The sequence below is a fragment of the Streptomyces canarius genome (assembly GCF_014650735.1).
Classification (GTDB): Bacteria; Actinomycetota; Actinomycetes; order Streptomycetales; family Streptomycetaceae; genus Streptomyces; species Streptomyces olivaceoviridis.
This window is the reverse complement of record NZ_BMVN01000006.1, coordinates 45,239-62,873: the sequence shown is the minus strand read 5'-3', so window position 1 is coordinate 62,873 and position 17,635 is coordinate 45,239. Positions and strand designations below refer to the sequence as shown.

At 73.8% G+C, this 17,635-nt stretch carries 14 protein-coding genes and 1 pseudogene; 8 read left to right on the top strand and 7 right to left on the bottom strand.

Annotated features, from left to right (window positions below; translation table 11 throughout):
- Positions 1-148 precede the first annotated feature (148 nt).
- Entirely contained in the window at positions 149-2,212 is a 2,064-nt protein-coding gene (locus IE294_RS11045; protein WP_189884815.1) for a HelD family protein, read from the top strand.
- 417 nt (positions 2,213-2,629) lie between these two features.
- Here IE294_RS11045 and IE294_RS11040 read toward each other — a convergent pair whose 3' ends face one another.
- Positions 2,630-5,155 carry an ABC transporter permease gene (locus tag IE294_RS11040; RefSeq protein ID WP_189884813.1) on the bottom strand — a complete coding sequence of 842 codons (2,526 nt, stop codon included), beginning with the start codon at positions 5,153-5,155 and terminating at the stop codon, positions 2,630-2,632.
- Positions 5,152-6,009: an ABC transporter ATP-binding protein gene (locus IE294_RS11035; RefSeq protein WP_189884812.1), complete on the bottom strand. Its 858-nt coding sequence runs from the start codon at positions 6,007-6,009 to the stop codon at positions 5,152-5,154. The genes IE294_RS11040 and IE294_RS11035 overlap by 4 nt, the downstream gene beginning before the upstream one ends.
- A gap of 1,062 nt (positions 6,010-7,071) precedes the next feature.
- Here IE294_RS11035 and IE294_RS11030 point away from each other — a divergent pair.
- Positions 7,072-8,445, top strand: coding sequence for an erythromycin esterase family protein (locus IE294_RS11030; protein WP_189884810.1), 1,374 nt, complete (start codon positions 7,072-7,074; stop codon positions 8,443-8,445).
- A 53-nt stretch (positions 8,446-8,498) separates the two neighbouring features.
- Positions 8,499-9,425 (top strand): annotated as a pseudogene (locus IE294_RS11025) (IS5 family transposase).
- A gap of 336 nt (positions 9,426-9,761) precedes the next feature.
- Here IE294_RS11025 and IE294_RS11020 read toward each other — a convergent pair.
- Both IE294_RS11020 and IE294_RS11015 read right to left on the bottom strand, forming a co-directional pair.
- Positions 9,762-10,460 carry a copper homeostasis protein CutC gene (locus tag IE294_RS11020; RefSeq protein WP_189884808.1) on the bottom strand — a complete coding sequence of 233 codons (699 nt, stop codon included), beginning with the start codon at positions 10,458-10,460 and terminating at the stop codon, positions 9,762-9,764.
- A 71-nt stretch (positions 10,461-10,531) separates the two neighbouring features.
- Positions 10,532-11,200 carry a maleylpyruvate isomerase family mycothiol-dependent enzyme gene (locus IE294_RS11015; RefSeq protein WP_189884806.1) on the bottom strand — a complete coding sequence of 223 codons (669 nt, stop codon included), beginning with the start codon at positions 11,198-11,200 and terminating at the stop codon, positions 10,532-10,534.
- Between the two features lie 112 nt (positions 11,201-11,312).
- On the opposite strand from IE294_RS11015, the gene IE294_RS11010 reads away from it, so the two are divergent.
- A complete protein-coding gene (locus IE294_RS11010) occupies positions 11,313-11,957 on the top strand; it encodes an HD domain-containing protein (RefSeq protein ID WP_189884804.1) in 645 nt (214 codons plus the stop codon).
- A 35-nt stretch (positions 11,958-11,992) separates the two neighbouring features.
- On the top strand, positions 11,993-13,084 hold the full coding sequence (locus IE294_RS11005; RefSeq protein ID WP_189885215.1) for a GNAT family N-acetyltransferase: 1,092 nt from the start codon (positions 11,993-11,995) through the stop codon (positions 13,082-13,084).
- Here the strand turns inward: IE294_RS11005 and IE294_RS11000 are convergent.
- Together IE294_RS11000 and IE294_RS10995 are read right to left on the bottom strand one after the other, a co-directional pair.
- Positions 13,066-13,341 (bottom strand): DUF4031 domain-containing protein, encoded by a 276-nt coding sequence (locus tag IE294_RS11000; protein WP_189884801.1) that lies wholly within the window; start codon positions 13,339-13,341, stop codon positions 13,066-13,068. The genes IE294_RS11005 and IE294_RS11000 overlap by 19 nt on opposite strands.
- A gap of 7 nt (positions 13,342-13,348) precedes the next feature.
- Entirely contained in the window at positions 13,349-13,732 is a 384-nt protein-coding gene (locus IE294_RS10995) for a DUF8819 family protein (RefSeq protein ID WP_058083895.1), read from the bottom strand.
- 56 nt (positions 13,733-13,788) lie between these two features.
- On the opposite strand from IE294_RS10995, the gene IE294_RS10990 reads away from it, so the two are divergent.
- From IE294_RS10990 to IE294_RS10980, 3 genes are all read left to right on the top strand, one after another.
- The gene (locus tag IE294_RS10990; RefSeq protein WP_014673413.1) at positions 13,789-14,694 is read left to right on the top strand and encodes a MurR/RpiR family transcriptional regulator; all 906 of its coding nucleotides are present in this window, start codon (positions 13,789-13,791) and stop codon (positions 14,692-14,694) included.
- A gap of 69 nt (positions 14,695-14,763) precedes the next feature.
- Positions 14,764-15,687 carry an N-acetylmuramic acid 6-phosphate etherase gene (gene murQ / locus IE294_RS10985; protein WP_189884799.1) on the top strand — a complete coding sequence of 308 codons (924 nt, stop codon included), beginning with the start codon at positions 14,764-14,766 and terminating at the stop codon, positions 15,685-15,687.
- Between the two features lie 48 nt (positions 15,688-15,735).
- A complete protein-coding gene (locus tag IE294_RS10980; protein ID WP_014673415.1) occupies positions 15,736-16,308 on the top strand; it encodes a hypothetical protein in 573 nt (190 codons plus the stop codon).
- 28 nt (positions 16,309-16,336) lie between these two features.
- Here IE294_RS10980 and IE294_RS10975 read toward each other — a convergent pair whose 3' ends face one another.
- Positions 16,337-17,464 (bottom strand): NADH:flavin oxidoreductase, encoded by a 1,128-nt coding sequence (locus IE294_RS10975; RefSeq protein ID WP_189884797.1) that lies wholly within the window; start codon positions 17,462-17,464, stop codon positions 16,337-16,339.
- Positions 17,465-17,635: the final 171 nt, after the last annotated feature.

Sequence of the window (17,635 nt, the reverse complement as noted above, 5' to 3'; positions counted from 1 at the left end):
CGCCGGGGTCGGAAATCCATTGGCCCCCGCCCCGCCCGCTCCCCTAAAATCTCCGCTCTTGCCCGCCTCCCCACGGAGTGCCGTCGCCCGGCCGGAAACCGGGCGGCATCGTCGTAGCCCACGCAGCAGGCCCACCGGAGGCACCCCCTTGTCCACGCCCGCCCACGACCCGCTCGACGACCCCCTCGCCCGAGAGCGCTCCCACCTCGCCGCGTCCCGTACCGCCCTGCGCGCCATGCGCGAGGACGTGGAGGCACTCGACATCAGCGACGTCACCGCCAACTGGGTCAACGCCGCGGTGCTCTCCCGCCAGATCGACGAGCGCATCAAGGCACTGGCCGACCTCAGCGACACCCCGCTGTTCTTCGGCCGGCTCGACTACCTGCACGCCCCGGGCGCCGAGCGGGCCGAGGGCGCCGGGGGCGAGCGGTTCTACATCGGGCGGCGGCACGTCCACGACGCCGACGGCGACCCGATGGTCATCGACTGGCGCGCACCGGTCTCGCAGCCGTTCTACCGGGCGTCCAAGAAGGACCCCATGGACGTCGGGCTGCGCCGCCGCTTCGGGTACACCGGCGGCGACCTGACCGCCTACGAGGACGAGCACCTCTCCGACCCGGCGGAGTCGTCGGGGACTGCCACCACCAGCAAGCTGCTCCAGCAGGAGATCGAGCGGCCCCGCGTCGGCCCGATGCGGGACATCGTCGCCACGATCCAGCCCGAGCAGGACGAGATCGTCCGCAGCGGGCTCGGCGGCACGGTGTGCGTGCAGGGGGGGCCGGGCACCGGGAAGACCGCCGTCGGCCTGCACCGGGTCGCGTACCTGCTCTACGCCCACCGGGAGCGGCTGGCCCGCACCGGCACGCTGGTCATCGGGCCGAACCGGTCCTTCCTGCACTACATCGAGCAGGTCCTGCCGGCGCTCGGCGAGTTGAGCGTGCGGCAGGCGACCGTGGACGACCTGGTCGCGCAGGTGGAGGTGCGCGGCACGGACGACGCCGCCGCCGCGATCGTCAAGGGCGACGCCCGGATGGCCGAGGTCCTCCGGCGCGCCCTGTACTCCCATGTGACCGTGCCCACCGAGCCGGTGGTGGTGGTGCGCGGCTCGCGGCGCTGGCGGGTGCCGGCGTACGAACTGGAGGAGATCGTCCGCGAGTTGCTGGGCCGGGACATCCGCTACGGCGCCGCCCGCGAGGCCCTGCCGCAGCGCGTCGCGCACGCGGTGCTGGTGCAGATGGAGCGGGCCGGGGAGGCCCCGGACGACCGGGTGCAGGACGCGGTCGCCCGCAACAGCGCGGTGAAGGCGGCCGTGAAGGCGGTCTGGCCGGCCGTCGACCCGGCCAAGCTGGTGCTGCGGCTGCTCACCGACGCGGAGTTCCTCGCCGAGCACGCGGACGGGCTGCTGGACGAGGACGAGCAGAAGACGATCCTGTGGGCCGGGCCGGTGCGCAGCGTGAAGGCGGCCAAGTGGTCGCCGGCGGACGCCGTGCTGATCGACGAGGCGGCCGACCTCGTCCAGCGCACGCACTCGCTCGGCCATGTCGTCCTGGACGAGGCGCAGGACCTCTCCCCCATGCAGTACCGGGCCGTCGGCCGCCGCTGCACCACCGGCAGCGCGACCGTGCTGGGCGACCTCGCGCAGGGGACGACCCCGTGGGCGACCCGGAGTTGGGCCCAGGCGCTGGCCCACCTCGGCAAGCCGGAGGGGGTCGTCGAGGAGCTGACGGCCGGTTTCCGCGTGCCGACGGACGTCATCGCGTACGCCTCCCGGCTGCTGCCGCACATCGCGCCCGGCCTCACCCCGGTCGCCTCCGTCCGGGAGAACCCCGGGTTCTTCGAGGTCCGTACGGCCACGGAGGCGGCCGACGTCGTCGCCGCGTGCGCGGAACTGCTGCGCAACGAGGGGTCGACCGGCCTGATCGCCGCCGACGCCCGCGTCCCGGCGCTGGCCGAGGCCCTGACGGCGGCCGGCATCTCCTACCTGGCCCCCGGTGAGGAGACCACCCGCGAGACCCGGCTGACCCTGGTCCCCGCCTCGCTCGCCAAGGGTCTGGAGTACGACTACGTGGTCCTGGACGAGCCGCGGGCCGTGGTGGACGGCGAGCCGGACGAACGCACGGGCCTGCGGCGCCTGTACGTGGCGCTGACCCGGGCGGTGTCGGGCCTGATCGTGACGCACACGGCACCCCTGCCGCCGCAGCTCGCCGAGTAACGAGCGGGGGGCCGCGGCGCCGCCCCGACCGCACCCCACGCGGGCCGGGCACCGCCGCGAGCACCGTGCACCACGGGCCGACCGCGCCCGCCGAGACCGGCCCCCACACGCGAACAGGCCCGTCGCCGTGCAGGCCGTGCCCCACTGGCCCGGACGCCCATCGAGCGCACCCCGTACGGGACTACTAGGACTTGTCCGGTCGTCATGTGACTGTCACCCGCCGTGCTCGTTGGTCCGGGCATGGGGCGGGGAGCCGGACGCGCCCGCTGAGATGGCGGTGGCGGGACGCCGGGGTGCGCCTCTCGGATGGCCGGCAGGAGGTGATGATGCGGCGGGTCCGGCAGGTGAACGCGGACGCCGGAGGGGCCTACCCGGGGTGTCCCCCGGGTAGGCCCCTCCGCCGACTGCCGCACTCTGCTATTGGCGTGCCGTTCCCAGCGTTGCCGGCCGGGTCCGCAGCAGTGCGCGCACCGGCAGGCCCGTCGAGCCGAGGCAGAGCAGCACGGTGCCGACGGCCAGTGGCAGGGCGAGCATCGGCGGCACGTGGGGGGCGGAGCCGGTCACGCCCCGGGCGACGGGTACCAGCGTGAGCCCGGCGATCGACGCGCCGACCGCGAGCCCGGTCACGGCCACCAGCAGCGCCTCCCAGCGCATCATGTGGCGCACCTGGCGCCGGGTGGTGCCGGCCAGCCGCAGCAGCGCAACCTCGCGGCGCCGGTCGATCACCGTCATGACCAGGGTGTTGGCGGCGCTGACGGCGGCGAACCCGCCGAGCACGGCCGCCATCACGGTGTTGGCCCAGCCGCTGAGTTCCAGGTCCTTGTCCGCCTGGGCGACGAACCCGGCCCGGTCGGTCACGGCCGTCCCGGGCAGCGCGCCCAGGCCGGCGGCCAGGGCCGCGCGGTCGGTGCCCGGCGCGGCGGCGACCAGCACCTGGCTGTCGTAGGCGGCGGTGACGTGCGATGCGACCGCGGCCCGGGGCAGCAGCGCCTGGCCGACGCCGAGCCCTCGCTCGTACACCGCGACCACCGCGGGCCGGACCGCGGTGCCGTCGCCGAGCCACAGCGGCACCCGGTCGCCGACCTTCGCGCCGAGTGCGCTGGACAGGGTTGTGCTCAGCGCGATCGTGTCAGGGGCGCGGCCGAGGTCGGCGAGGGCACCTGTGCGCACGTCGAGGTCGAGCACCTTCGGCAGCCGGGCCGGGTCGCCGCCCACGCCGAGGGCGGGGGCGGAGCTCAGCATGTCGCCGCTCTCGTAGACCACGCCGGTGCGCAGCAGGCCGATGGCGGTGTCCACACCGGGCACCCGGGCGGCCGTCTCCGCGGTTCCGGCGGGCAGGCCGGGACCGGTGGTGGCGATCACGTGGTCGGCGGTGACGCCGGCCTTGACGTTCTCGCCGGTGGTGTGGCGCACGGTGCTCTGGAGGATCAGCAGGGTGCCGCAGAAGGCGGTGACCAAAACGATGGGGGTGATCGCGGAGGCCAGTCTGCGGGCGTTGGCGCGGGCGTTGTCGGCGGCGAGCGAGCCGGGCGCGCCGCCGGCCCGCAGCGGGGCGCCGAGCAGCGCGGCGGCGGCTGCGGCGAGCCGGGGACCGAGCAGGGCGACGGTCACCATGAAGCACATAACCACGCCGAGTGCGGTCTGGGCGGCTTTCTCGCCGTCCAGGGCGTTGGCAACGACGGCGGCCGTGCAGCCGCCGGCGGCGAAGAGCACGCCGAGGACGGTGCGCACCTTGCCGGGGCGGGGTGCTTCGACGGCGGCGTCGCCGAGTGCCTGGGCGGCCCGCATCCGGGAGGGGCGGCGGGCGGCCAGGAAGCCGGCGGTCAGCGCGGCGAGGGTGCACAGGAGCACGGCGGCGAGCATCGGCAGCGGGCCGATGTCGAGACGGACGTCTGCGGGTACGGCGCCGCGGTCGGCCAGCTGGCCGAACCACCAGCGGGCGAGGGCCAGTCCGGGCAGGATGCCGAGCGCGGCGGCCAGGGGCGCTACCAGCATCGCCTCGGTGGCGATGGTGCGGCGGATCTGGCGTGGGGTGGCGCCGATGGCGCGCAGCAGCGCGAATTCGCGGGCGCGCTGGCCCGTGGCGAGGGCGATGGTGCTCATCACCACGAACACGGCGGTCATGGTGGCGTAGCCGCCGAAGGTGCCGCCGAGGGCCGTCAGCATGCTGCGGGCACTGCTGAGGGCGGGGTGTTCGACGGTGCCCCGGTCGTCCCCGGTGAAGGTCCTGGCGTCGCCGCCGAGGGCCCGGCGGACCTGGGCCGCCAGTTCGGTGGTGGGAACGCCTTCGCGGGGTTGCACCGCGATGGCGTCGATGCGGCCGGGGTGGCCGGAGAGGCGGTCGGCGGTGGTGTCGGCGAACCAGGCGGTGGGGCCGCTCTGCTGGGCGGCGGCCAGACCGGAGATCCGGTAGTGCGCGGTGCCGCCGGGCGCGGTGAGCGCGAGGCTCGCGCCGGGTGCGAGATGGGCGGCACGCGCCGTGTCGGTGTCCAGCACTATCTCGTTCGCGCCGGGTGCGCGGCCCTCGACCAGCTTGTCGCCGGGTCCGGCGATCCCGAGTGCGGCGAAGCCCCGGCCGGTCATGGCCGGTGTCCTCTCCCCGGCGGGCAGCGGGAAGGCCGTGTCGGGGCGGGCCGCCGCGACCGCGGGCAGGGCGGTCAGCCGGCCGACCAGCGCGGCGTCCATGCGGGCCCGTTCCGGGGTGGCCTGCTCCTGGGTTTCGGTCTCCCCACCGGTCTTGCGCTCAATCTTGACCGCCTGGTCGGCTGTGACCACCACGGGGGCGGCGGCGTACCGTTCGGGCTTCAGGCTCGCGGTCAGACCGGTCTGCAGCAGCGTGCCGCAGGCCACCACCACGGCGGCGCCCAGCAGCAGGGCGACCAGGGTTCCCACGAAGGACCCGGGCCGGAAGCGCACCGAGGCGCGGGCGAGTCCGTTCGTCATGCCGCCGCTCCCACCGGGTGGGCGGTCAGCGCGATCATCCGGTCCGCGACGGTCTGCGGGGTCGGGTACGGCAGGTCGTCCGCGATCGCGCCGCCGGCCAGGAACAGCACCCGGTCGGCGAAGGAGGCGGCCACCGGGTCGTGGGTCACCATGACCACGGTCGCGCCGAGCGAGTCCACGGCCTGCCGCAGCAGGCCCAACACCTCGTGCGCGGTGGTGGTGTCCAGCGCGCCGGTCGGCTCGTCGGCGAACACCACGTCCGGGTGAGTGATCAGCGCGCGGGCGATCGCCACCCGCTGCTGCTGGCCGCCGGACAGCTGTCCCGGGCGGCGCGACGCGTGCTCGCCCAGGCCCACCCGCGTGAGCAGTTCCCGCGCCCTGGCCCGGTCCTGGCGCTTCCCGGCGAGGCGCTGCGGGAGCAGCACGTTCTGCTCGACGCTCAGCGAGGGCAGCAGGTTGAAGGACTGGAAGACGAAGCCGATGCGGGAGCGGCGCAGCTTGGTGAGCCGGTCCTCGCTCAGTGTGGTGATGTCCTCGCCGCCGAGCCGAACCTGTCCCTCGTCCGGGCGGTCCAGGCCCGCCGCGCACTGCAGGAAGGTGGACTTGCCGGAGCCGGAGGGGCCCATGACGGCGGTGAAGCTGCCGCGGGCGAGCGCCAGGTCGATCCCGCGCAGCGCGTGCACCGTCGCCGCGCCGCTTCCGTAAATCCGGCGCACACCCCGCAGTTCGATCGCGGGCTCCGCGGACGGGGCCCGGAGGTGCAGGGCCGAGCCGTACGGGTGCGCGGTGAACGGGGCTGCGGTGTACGGGGCCGTTCCAGGCCCGTCGGTCCTGTGGTCTCGGTGGCGTGCCATGGAGGGGTCTTCCTTCGGTTCTGCGGCGCTCGTTGTCAACGTCCTCAAACCTAGGAAGCACGGGCCGCGCGAACCATGCAGGCCACCGGCGGAACGGAGGTGGGGTTATCCCCCCACTCCCCGGCGACGGGAAACCGCAGGTGGGAGGTCCGGCGCTTGGCGAGGACGGGTACGCGAAGCCGGACCGTCCACGGCTGCCGACGGTCGCGGTCGGCGTCCGCTTCGCCGCGAACGTGGTGGCGAAGCGGCTGCCGACCGCTGCACGACCCGCAAAGAGCCTTCTGCCGCAGGCTGGTGCAGGGCAAAGAAGGAGAAGCAGCAGGTCGGCAGCCGGGCCCAGTGCGCCGGCGGCGACAGCTGAGAACCCGGTCCTCTTGAACGCGCCCGGCCCGAACACCGGCCACGCCCACCGTCCGACCATGGCGGCCGAGGACGGCCCAGCCGGTCCATGAGGCGGCCACCGCAGCGAAAAGCTGACGACCGACCAGGCACGCTGCATCGGCGTCTCGACGAACCACCGGCGGATGAAGGCCTAATCGGCCGGGCCGCCCTTGCAGGCCGCTGCACCAAGGGCCCTTCTGCGCCGCGTACGGCCGCGCGGTCCCGGAGCCGCTCGAACACCGCCCATCCCTCTTCTCCCACCACCGGCTCGCAGTCCAGCCCCGTTCCCGCCGGCACTGGTCCCGAGCCGCCTGCTCGATCCCGGGGAAGGCCGCCGTGAGGCCGGCGCCGCAGCGCGAGCGCAGTAACACCCGGCCTCCGGGCTGTGCGCCAGGGCCGACTCTGCCGCCGTTCCCCAAACCGCGGTACCTCTCAGAGACAGGCGATTGCGGAGCTCCGGGTGACTTCAGAGAGAAGCCAGCCGGATACGGCGGCCGACGGGGGCCGACCACCAGTCGCCGATAGCCGCTCGACTCCAGCCGGGCGACCTGCTCGACGCCCGTTCACGACCAGGAGCGGGGTCCTACCACCCCGCCCGTCGGCGGGTGAGGCAAACCCCCGGGCCGATCGGGGGGTGCAGCGGATGGTGCGAGGAGCTCCCGGGCGGCGAGGGTTGGGGCCATGATCACACGCAAGTCCCTGCTCGCCGCTCTGCTTGTCCCGCTCGGTGCCACCCTGGCTGTCGCTCCGGCCGCCTCCGCCGCCGCTCCGCCCGCCGCGTCCGCGGCGTCGGCCTCCCCCGACGCCGTCGCGTTCCGCTCTCCCGAGGCCGCCCTCGACCGGGTGGCGCACCCGCTGCGCACCACCGAACCCCGCGGCAACGTCGCCGACCTGCGCCCGTTCGGCACGATGGTCGGCGACGCCACCGTGGTGGGCGTGGGCGAGGCCACCCACAGCTCGCACGAGTTCGTCACCCTCAAGCACCGGATGCTGCGGTACCTGGTCGAGGAGAAGGGCTTCCGCACCTTCGCCCTCGAAGCCGCCTGGAGCAGCGGACTGCGGATCGACGCCTACCTCACCCGGGGCGAGGGCGACCTGAAGCAGATCATGGACGAGGAGTTCCAGGGCACCTACCGCTGGTGGAACAACGCCGAGTACCGCGACCTGCTCCAGTGGGCGCGCTCCTACAACATCCAGCACCCCGGTGACCCCGTCCGCTTCGTCGGCGACGACAACGGCTTCGCCGGCCCGCAGCTGTACGACAAGGTGAACACGTTCGCGGCCGCGTCCAGCCCCGAACTCGCCGCGCAGATCACCGAGCTGTACCAAGGACTGCGGCCCACCATCAGCGCCGAGACCTACGTCGACGACTACTTCGCGAAGCCGCTCGCCGAGCGCAAGGCGATCGCCGAGCGGACCGGCCGTGCGGTGGACCTGCTCAAGCAGCACCCCGGTGCCGACCCCGACGCCCATGCCTGGGCCGTGCAGCACGCCAGCGCGATTCACCAGATGACCACCCTCTACGCCTTCGACTGGGACGACCCCCGGAACATCCCCGGCGCCATGCTCTACCGCGACCGCGTCATGGCGGACAACATCGCCTGGTGGCAGCAGCGCACCGGCAGCAAGATCATGATCTCCGCCCACAACAGCCACACCGCCCTCAAGACCTACGCCCCCGCCAGCCACCCCCGCGTTCAGGGCGAGTTCCTGCGCGAGCAACTGGGCACCGGCTACCTGAGCGTGGGCCTCACCTTCAACCAGGGCACGTTCAACGCCTTCAACCACGACGGCGCCCCGCAGCGCTTCACCGCCGCACCCGCCGCACCCGGCACCGCCGAACACACCCTCGACAAGGTCCGCCACCGCGACTACGTCGTCGACCTGCGCACCGCCCCCACCGCGGCCCGCGCCTGGCTCGCCGAACCCCACACCATCAAGAACATCGGCGCCACCTACCCCGGCATCGCCGACGCCCCCCAGATCCGCCTCACCCAGACCCACGACGTCCTCATCCACCTCCATCAGGTCCAGGCCGCCCACATGCTCAACTAGGACTTGTCCACCCGACCATGTGACTATCGCCCTACTCGCTCGTTGGTTCGAGCATGGGGCGGGGTGATCTGACAGACGCCGAGCGGGAACGTTGAGGCCGTTCCTGCCGGTCGGCAACAGGCGTTGTGGCCGTGGCGGGACCATCGGCAGGTGATCGGCGGGATACTGCACCGGGTGCGGACCGGCGTGCAGTGGCGCGACCTTCCCGAGCGGTTCGGACCATGGAAGACGGTCTACGAACGCCACCGGCTGTGGTCCGCCGACGGGACCTGGGAACGCCTGCTTCGGCAGGTCCAGGCTGAAGCGGACGCGGCCGGTGAGGTCGACTGGGACATCTCGGTCGACTCCACCATCATGCGCGCCCACCAGCACGCGGCCGGCGCTCGCACCTCCGCCACCAGCCCTTTCCTCAAAGGGGGATGGGCCAGGGGAACACCAGGACGAGACGCCGTGGCAGAGCCTTGTCGCCCGGCTGGTGGAGGTGGTGCTGGAGGTGAGGGCCCGGGCCGCTCGCGGGCGGGTTCACCAGCAAGATCCACCTGAGCGCGGACGGCTGCTGCCGTCCGTTGTCCCTGATCGTCACACCAGGGCAGAGGGCGGACCGCACCCAGTTCATAGCCGTACTGGAGAAGATCCGAGTCCCGCGGACCGGCCGAGGCAGGCCCCGCAAGAAACCCGACAGCCTGGCCGCCGACAGGGCATACGGCAACGGCCCATGCCGCGACTTTCTGCGCAGACGCGGCATCCGGCACACGATTCCGGAGAAGACTGACAGCCAGGCCGCCCGCCTGCGCAAGGGATCACGCGGCGGCCGGCCACCAGGCTTCGACGAGGACCGGTACAAGAAACGCAACACCGTCGAGAGGGCCATCAACAAGCTGAAGAACTCCCGTGCCGTCGCGACCCGTTACGACAAGCGCGGGTACGTCTACCTCGGCACCGTCACTGCGGCAGCCCTCGTCATCTGGCTTCGCACGTGATCGCCCGGACAAGTCCCGGGCGGCGTCACCGCCGAGCACCGTGCGCCGCTGGACGAACGACCGCCCTCAGCGCACTCCGTGCGGGGCTACGCAGCGTGACCGTGCAGGCCCGCGCGCCCCGGGCGACCACAGCCGCCGAAACCGCGCCCCGCGCGCGAACAAGGCCCGCGCGCCACCGGGCGAACGACCGCCGAACGCACCCCGTACGGGACTACGCGGCCTCGCCGTCCAGGCCCGCGCGCCCCGGGCGACCACAGCCGCCGAAACCGCGCCCCGCGCGCGAACAAGGCCCATGCGCCACCGGGCGGACGACCACCCAGCGCACCCCGTATGGGACTACGCGGCGTCGCCGTCCAGGGCCGTGCGCCACTGGGCGACCGCAGCCGCCGAGACCGGGCCCCGCCAGCCGTCGGGGCGGGCCGCGCCGCCGATGTGGAACGCCTCGATCCGGCCCGCGCGGAGCCGCGTGACATGGTCGAGGCGCAGTCCGCCGCCGACCATGATCTGCTGCTCGTACCCGGGCTCGCCGTCGTGTGCCGCTTCGGCGAGCAGCGTGGGCAGGCCGTCGTCCACGCCCGTGGCGGAGCCGGCGGTGAGGTAGGTGTCCAGACCCGGCAGGTCGGCGAGCTGCTTGCGCAGGGCGTCCCGGTCGGCGGCCCGGTCGATCGCCCGGTGGAAGGTCCAGCGGCAGCCGCCGAGCGCGTCGACGACCCGTTCCACCGCGCCCAGGTCGACACCGCCGTCCGTGGTGAGGAACCCGAGCACGAACTGGTCGGCTCCGGCCTGCCGCAGCGCGTCGGCCACGCCGATCAGCCGGTCCAGGTCACCGGCCGCGAAGCCGTCCGCGAGGCGGAGCATGACGCGCAGGTCGATGTCGACGGCGGCGCGGATCGCGGCGACGGTGGCGGGCGCGGGGGTGAGCCCGTCGGCCGCCATCTCGGTGACCAGCTCCAGCCGGTCCGCGCCTCCGGCCTGGGCGGCGACCGCGTCCTCGACGTCGAGGGCGATCACCTCCAGGACTGCACGCTTGCTCATGGCACCCCATTCATCGGCGCTACAGGTCTAGTCCAATCCGGTCCAAGACTACGCCTGCCGGGGGACGCCCTTCACCCGAAGATGTTCAGCTCCTCCTCCCGGGCCCCGGCCAGCTCGTAGGACGCCCCGTTCAGCGGCCGTCCCGCGTACAGCCGTACGAGCGTGGCCGCGTCGCCGATGTACCGGGCGGGCGGGCCGCCCGCGGCCACCGCACCGAGCCGCAGCGGCTCGTCGAGGTCGTCCAGGTCGGCGTGGAGCGGCACGTGCTCCCTCTGCCGGGTGATCCGCGCCAGCAGCGTCAGCGCGTCGGGCAGCCCGGCCCCGGCGTACGCCCCCGGCGCGCCCAGCACGTCCCGCACATCCCCGGCGTGCACCCACTCACCGAGCGCGATCACGTCCAGCGAACCGTCCGTCCCGGCGATCACCCTTCCGGCCTCCGTCATCCCGCGCTCCAGCTCGTCCACGACCCGCGCGTTCGTCCAGCCGGCCCGCTCGGCGATGTCCCGCTCGTTCGACTCCGCCGAGAACACGCCCGCCTCGAACCGGTTCTCCACCACCCGCGCCAGCGCGGCGGAACAGTGCGCCAGCACGTCCCGCACCGTCCAGCCCGGACACCCGGCCGACGGCAGCGCGAAGTCGGCGTCGGGCCGCGACCGCAGCAGCGGTACGAGGGCGTCGCGCTCGGCGGCCAGCAGCCGCCCGGGGAGCTCGGGGTCGCGTACTTCCTGCGTCTCAGTCATGCGGATCACGCTAGGGGCGCCGGGGGACGGCCGTCACGCGGGAAAACGGACGGACAGCCGGCCCAGGGCCACCACCGCCCGGCCCGGGACCCCACCGGACAGAATGGGGTGCATGGCCGACCTCGACGCCCTGCGCCTCCGTTTCGCCCGCGCCCTGGAAGCAGTCCGCGCCCCCGGCGGCGGTCCCGACCCCGCCCCCTACGCCGACACCCTGCTCGCCCGCTGGCAGGAGCCGCAGCGCCGCTACCACACGGTGGCCCACCTCACCGCCGTGCTCGACCACGTCGACGCGCTGGAGGAGTACGCCACCGACCCGGACGTGGTCCGCCTCGCCGCCTGGTTCCACGACGCCGTCTACCTCCCCGAACGGTCCGAGAACGAGGAGCGGTCCGCGCGGCTGGCCGAGCGGGCCCTGTCCGAGGCCGGTGTGCCGGAGGCGAAGACGGCCGAGGTGGCCCGGCTGGTCCGGCTCACCGTCACCCACGACCCGGCCGACGACGACCGCGACGGACAGGTGCTGTGCGACGCCGACCTCGCGATCCTGGCCGCGCCCCCGTCGGCGTACGCCGTCTACACCGCCGAGGTCCGCGAGGAGTACCACTTCGTACCGGGCGACGCCTTCCGCGACGGCCGTTCGGCGATCCTGCGCCAACTCCTCGCCCTGCCCCGGCTGTACCGCACCCCGTACGGGCAGGAGCACTGGGAGGCCACCGCCCGCTACAACCTCACGTCCGAGCTGGAAATGCTGTCGACCTGAGGACGCCGCCGCCGTACTGTGCGCGCATGCGGACGATGAGCGGGGATCAGGTGGAGGCGGCCGTCGCGAGCTGCGCGGCGGCTCTGCGCACGGCGCTGGACCGGGACTGGGACGCGGTCGGCGCGGCCGGTCTGGAGTGGAGCTGCCGCACCACGGCCTTCCACATCGCCGAGGACTTCGCCGCGTACGCCGGCCGTCTCGCCGGCCGCGCCCAGGACCGCCTCCCGCTGCGCATCACCCTCCCCGAGGGCACCGACAACGCCGGCCTGCTCCAGGTGATCGAGGCCACCGGCGCCCTGCTGGCCGCCGCCGTCCGCACCACCCCGCCCGGCGTCCGCGCCTTCCACCCCGTCCACTTCGGCAGCGCCGACCGCGAGGGCTTCGCCGCGATGGGTGTCGCCGAGGCCCTGTTGCACACCCATGACATCGCCCGGGGTCTCGGCCTGCCCTACGAACCGCCCGCCGAGCTCGCCGAGTCCGTCCTGACCTGGCTCTTCCCGCACGTCCAGCCCGGCCCCGCACCCTGGCCGACCCTGCTGTGGGCGACCGGCCGCGGCGAGCTGCCCGGCCGCGCCCCGGTCACCGACTGGACCTGGTACAACAACCTCGTCCTGCCGGCCGGACGCGTCACCCTCACCGGCATCCGCCCGGCCGCCGCCCGCGATCTGGCCCTCGGCGGCGACGGCGGCTTCGACTGGCTGGACGACGGCCCGTACGAGGGCACCCGGGAGGCCTGCTCCCACCTGCTGAAGGCGTACGAAGCCGGCGTGCTCCGCCCGGAGTTCGGGGTCTTCGCCCTCGTGCGCTCCGAGGACGGCCGGGCGGTGGGCGGCATGGGCTTCCACGGCGCCCCGGACGACGAGCGCCGGGTGGAGATCGGCTACGACCTGGTCGAGAGCGCCCGCGGCCACGGCTACGCGACCGAGGCGCTGCGCGCGCTGACCGAGTGGGCGCTGGCCCGGGACGACGTCGACACGGTCATCGCCACGATCGAACCGGCCAACCTGCCCTCCCAACGGGTGGTGAGCCGGGCGGGCTTCACCCGCGCGACCGTGGAGGAGGAGCGCACGGCCCACGACGAGGACGCCATGGAGACCGGGCTGCGGCTCTACGTCCGCCGGGCCTGAAGCCCCTTGCGCCTGCGCAGACCGGCACAGCACAGCAGGCGCACCACCTCACGGCTGCTGACCTGCACCGCACCCGCCGCCACCGCGTCCGCGTAGCGGTGGGACGGGACGTCGTAGTGGTCGCTGTCGAAGGCCCGGCGGGGCATGCCCAGGCCCTCGGCGAACAGGTGGAGTTCGTCGTAGGAGACATCGCTGACCAGGTGCGACCACATGCGCCCGTGGCCGGGCCAGGTCGGCGGGTCGATGTAGAGGGTCACCGGCGCCTCATGAGGACGGCGTCCCGCGCAGGGCCGGTCCCAGCGAGCCCACCGACGCGACCCGCACGCCGGCCTTGTGGCACACCCAGTGCGGATCGGGGCCCAGTTCCGGCTCCACGTCCAGTGCGTGCGGGTCGCCGGAGCCGCAGGCCGGGCACAGCGGCCAGCGGCCGTACCGCTCCAGCAGCGCGTCCTGCACGTCCTGGGCGACCAGCCCGGCCACGAAGGCCGCGCCGTCCGGCCACTGCTCGACCCACCAGCGCCGCTGGGCGATGGAGTCCTCCACCAGCGAGACGACGTCGGCCTCCGCGACCTCTCCCGCGACGAGATCCGCGAGCACGCGGGCGCGGGCCGCGTGCAATGACTGCTCCAGGGGGCTGATGGGGTCCATGCCTCCCATTGTGCGCACTCTTGACCGCGACACCGAACCGAAAATATCTTTCAGGTGTGACCCAGGACGTGAAGGAAATTTTCGGCAGCCCGGGTGGATCGCTCGCCGCCAAGGTGCGCACGCTCGCCCCGTCCATGACCCGGTCCATGCAGCGCGTCGCCGAGGCCGTCGCCGGTGACCCGGCCGGCTGCGCCGCCCTCACGGTCACCGGCCTCGCCGAACTCACCGGCACGAGCGAGGCGACGGTCGTCCGCACCGCCCGGCTGCTCGGCTACCCGGGCTACCGCGACCTGCGGCTCGCCCTCGCCGGGCTCGCCGCCCAGCAGCAGTCCGGGCGCGCGCCCGCGATCACGACGGACATCGCGGTGGACGACCCCATCGCCGACGTCGTCACCAAGCTCGCCTACGAGGAGCAGCAGACCCTCGCCGACACCGCCGCCGGACTCGACACCGTCCAGCTCGGCGCGGCGGTCACCGCGCTGGCCGCCGCCCGGCGCACCGACGTGTACGGCATAGGGGCGTCCGGGCTCGTCGCCCAGGACCTCACCCAGAAGCTGCTGCGGATAGGGCTCATAGCCCACGCGCACAGCGACCCGCATCTCGCGGTGACCAACGCGGTACAGCTCCGTTCGGGTGACGTGGCCCTCGCGATCACGCACTCCGGGTCGACGGGGGACGTCATCGAACCGCTCCGGGTGGCCTTCGAACGCGGGGCGACGACGGTGGCCATCACCGGACGGCCCAACTCGCCGGTCACGCAGTACGCCGACCTCGTGCTGACGACGTCGACGTCACGGGAGACGGAGCTGCGGCCCGCCGCGATGTCCTCCCGGACGAGTCAGCTGCTGGTGGTGGACTGTCTGTTCGTGGGAGTGGCGCAGCGGACGTACGAGACGGCGGCGCCCGCGCTGGCCGCCTCCTACGAGGCGTTGGCACACCGGCACCGGAGCGGTTCGCGATAGGGGGTAGGAAGGAACCGGCAGGAAGGTTCACCACCCCCCTCACCCGTCACCGGAGAGAGCCGCCCCCCTATGACCTCTCATGACCTGCGCGACCAGCTGGCCTCGTTGACCACCGAGGCATTCCGTCCGGAACTCGCCGAGATCGACCGGTTGCCCACCCTCGACATCGCCCGGCTGATGAACGGCGAGGACGCGGGCGTGCCCGCCGCCGTGGCGACGCAGCTGCCGCGGATCGCCGCCGCCGTCGACGCGGTCGCCGCACGCATGAGCCGGGGCGGACGGCTCGTCTACGCCGGTGCCGGGACCGCCGGCCGGCTGGGCGTGCTGGACGCCTCCGAGTGCCCGCCCACCTTCAACACCGACCCCGAGCGGGTCGTCGGCCTGATCGCGGGCGGTCCCGCGGCCATGGTCACCTCGGTCGAGGGCGCCGAGGACTCCGAGGAGCTGGCCCGCCGGGACCTGGACGCGCTGAAGCTCACCCCGGACGACACCGTGGTCGGCGTCTCCGCCTCCGGCCGCACCCCGTACGCGGTCGGCGCCGTCGAGCACGCCCGGGCGCTCGGCGCGCTGACCATCGGCCTGGCCTGCAACGAAGGCAGCGCGCTGGCCGCCGCCGCCGAGCACGGCATCGAGGTCGTCACGGGCCCGGAGCTGATCACCGGCTCCACCCGGCTGAAGGCGGGCACGGCCCAGAAGCTGGTGCTGAACATGCTCTCGACGATCACGATGATCCGGCTCGGCAAGACGTACGGGAACCTGATGGTCGACGTGCGCGCCTCCAACGACAAGCTCCGGGCCCGCTCCCACCGGATCGTCTCCCTGGCCACGGGCGCGAGCGACGCGGACATCGAGAAGGCCCTCACCCAGACCGGCGGCGAGGTGAAGCACGCGATCCTGGCCCTCCTCGCCGGCGTCGACGGCCCGACGGCGGGCCGCCTGCTTCAGGAGTCCGGCGGCCATCTGCGCACGGCGCTGACCCACGCGGCACGCTGACGGACCGTGCGGTCAGGGCACCATGGAGGGGAGGAGGCACCCACCGACATGAATCACGCCCAGCTCACCGCCCTCGGACGGGCTCTCCGGCTGCTCGGGGAGCACGGGGAGGCCCTGACCGCCGACACGCCGGACGCCCGGCTGCACGAGATCAAGGACGACCTGCGGCGGGCCCTCGACCTGCTGGACGACACCGTGACCACCGCCGCGCCCGCCACCCGCTGTCCGGAGCACCCGCAGGGGCCGGTGGACGAGAGCGCGCCCGACCTGTGCCTGCTGTGCGAGACCCGGCGCCGGGCCGCCCGGCGGTCGGAGTTCCAAGGCGGCAGGCCCCGGCCGGGCGAGCCGGTCCCCACCGCCCCCTCCCGGTACGGCGTGCGCGGTGACCGGCCGCAGGCGCAGCAGCGGTGGCTGCCGGAGCTGTGGAACGGCCAGGAGTGGCAGCTGTGCGGGACGCCGAGGCGGGACCGGCGCGAGGCGGAGGCGTACCTCGCCGCCCAGCGGCGCGGCTCCCGGCCCGCCATGGCGTACCGGCTGGTGCACGAGTTCACCGACTACGAGGTGCTGCGCGTGTGGGGGACGCCGGTGCGGGTCGACATCGAGCCGATGGGCAACCTGTAGCGGCCGGCGGCCCCCGCGGACACGCCGGTCAGCTCAGGGTCTTCACGGCCGCCGCGTCGTACGGCTTCAGCTCGTCGAACCGGCCGGCGAGCACCTTGGCCGCCCACTCGGGGTCCTGGAGCAGTGCGCGGCCGATGGCCACCAGGTCGAACTCGTCGGCCTCCAGGCGGTCCAGGAGGTTGTCGATGCCCTTGACCGGGGAGCCCTCGCCCTGGAAGGCGTTGATGAAGTCGCCGTCCAGGCCGACCGAGCCGACGGAGATGACGGGCTTGCCGGTGAGCTTCTTCGTCCAGCCGGCCAGGTTCAGGTCGGAGCCGTCGAACTCGGGCAGCCAGTAGCGGCGGGTGGAGGCGTGGAAGGCGTCGACTCCGGCCGCCGCGAGCGGGGTGAGGATGGCCTCCAGCTCCTCGGGGGTCTCGGCGAGCCGGGCGGTGTAGTCCTGCTGCTTCCACTGCGAGTAGCGGAAGAGGACCGGGAAGTCCGGCGACACCGCCGCGCGCACGGCGGCGACGATCTCGGCGGAGAACCTGGTGCGGGCCACCGGGTCGCCGCCGTACGCGTCGGTACGGCGGTTGGTACCCGCCCACAGGAACTGGTCGAGGAGGTAGCCGTGGGCGCCGTGGAGCTCCACGCCGTCGAAGCCGATGCGCTCGGCGGCGGCAGCGGCCTCGGCGAACGCGGCGATGACGTCGTCCACGTCCGCCTGCGTCATCGCCTTGCCGGTGGGCTCGGCGCCGGCGGCCTCCAGGCCGGAGGGGCCGACGGGGGGCGCGTCCGGGAAGGGGGCGTCGCCCTGCTTGCGGACCATGCCGATGTGCCACAGCTGCGGGACGATGGTGCCGCCGGCCGCGTGCACGTCCTCGGCGACCTTCGCCCAGCCCGCGAGCTGCTCCTCGCCGTGGAAGCGCGGGACGCGGTCGCTCTGGCCGGCCGACGGGTGGCCCACGTAGGTGCCCTCGGTGACGATGAGGCCGACCCCGGCGGCGGCGCGGCGGGCGTAGTACGAGCGCACGTCCTCGCCCGGCACACCGCCCGGCGAGAACATGCGGGTCATGGGCGCCATCACGATCCGGTTCGGAACGGTGAGGCCGTTCAGCGTGATCGGGCGGGACAGGACGCGGGCCGCGCGGGAGGCGGGGGGCGTGGTGACGGTCACGTGGGGGGCTCCTCGTGAGTGAACGGGGTGAACCGGCTGGTATGTGCGTACGCATTGTTGCAGCGTCTTAAGTAAACACCGCTCGGCGGCCCGCGTTCCGGTCCGGTCCGGATCCCCTCACGTGATACCGGACACCCTCCCCCCACCCCGCGAACGCCCGAGGGCGGCACC

Excerpts from the sequence above, each read along its gene's own strand:
- IE294_RS11020 (WP_189884808.1), bottom strand. The coding sequence starts at position 10,460 with ATGAGCAAGCGTGCAGTCCTGGAGGTGATCGCCCTCGACGTCGAGGAC.
- IE294_RS10995 (WP_058083895.1), bottom strand. The coding sequence starts at position 13,732 with ATGGACCCCATCAGCCCCCTGGAGCAGTCATTGCACGCGGCCCGCGCC.
- IE294_RS11015 (WP_189884806.1), bottom strand. The coding sequence starts at position 11,200 with ATGACTGAGACGCAGGAAGTACGCGACCCCGAGCTCCCCGGGCGGCTG.
- IE294_RS11005 (WP_189885215.1), top strand. The coding sequence starts at position 11,993 with ATGAGCGGGGATCAGGTGGAGGCGGCCGTCGCGAGCTGCGCGGCGGCT.
- IE294_RS11030 (WP_189884810.1), top strand. The coding sequence starts at position 7,072 with ATGATCACACGCAAGTCCCTGCTCGCCGCTCTGCTTGTCCCGCTCGGT.
- IE294_RS11010 (WP_189884804.1), top strand. The coding sequence starts at position 11,313 with ATGGCCGACCTCGACGCCCTGCGCCTCCGTTTCGCCCGCGCCCTGGAA.
- IE294_RS11040 (WP_189884813.1), bottom strand. The coding sequence starts at position 5,155 with ATGACGAACGGACTCGCCCGCGCCTCGGTGCGCTTCCGGCCCGGGTCC.
- murQ (WP_189884799.1), top strand. The coding sequence starts at position 14,764 with ATGACCTCTCATGACCTGCGCGACCAGCTGGCCTCGTTGACCACCGAG.
- IE294_RS10980 (WP_014673415.1), top strand. The coding sequence starts at position 15,736 with ATGAATCACGCCCAGCTCACCGCCCTCGGACGGGCTCTCCGGCTGCTC.
- IE294_RS11035 (WP_189884812.1), bottom strand. The coding sequence starts at position 6,009 with ATGGCACGCCACCGAGACCACAGGACCGACGGGCCTGGAACGGCCCCG.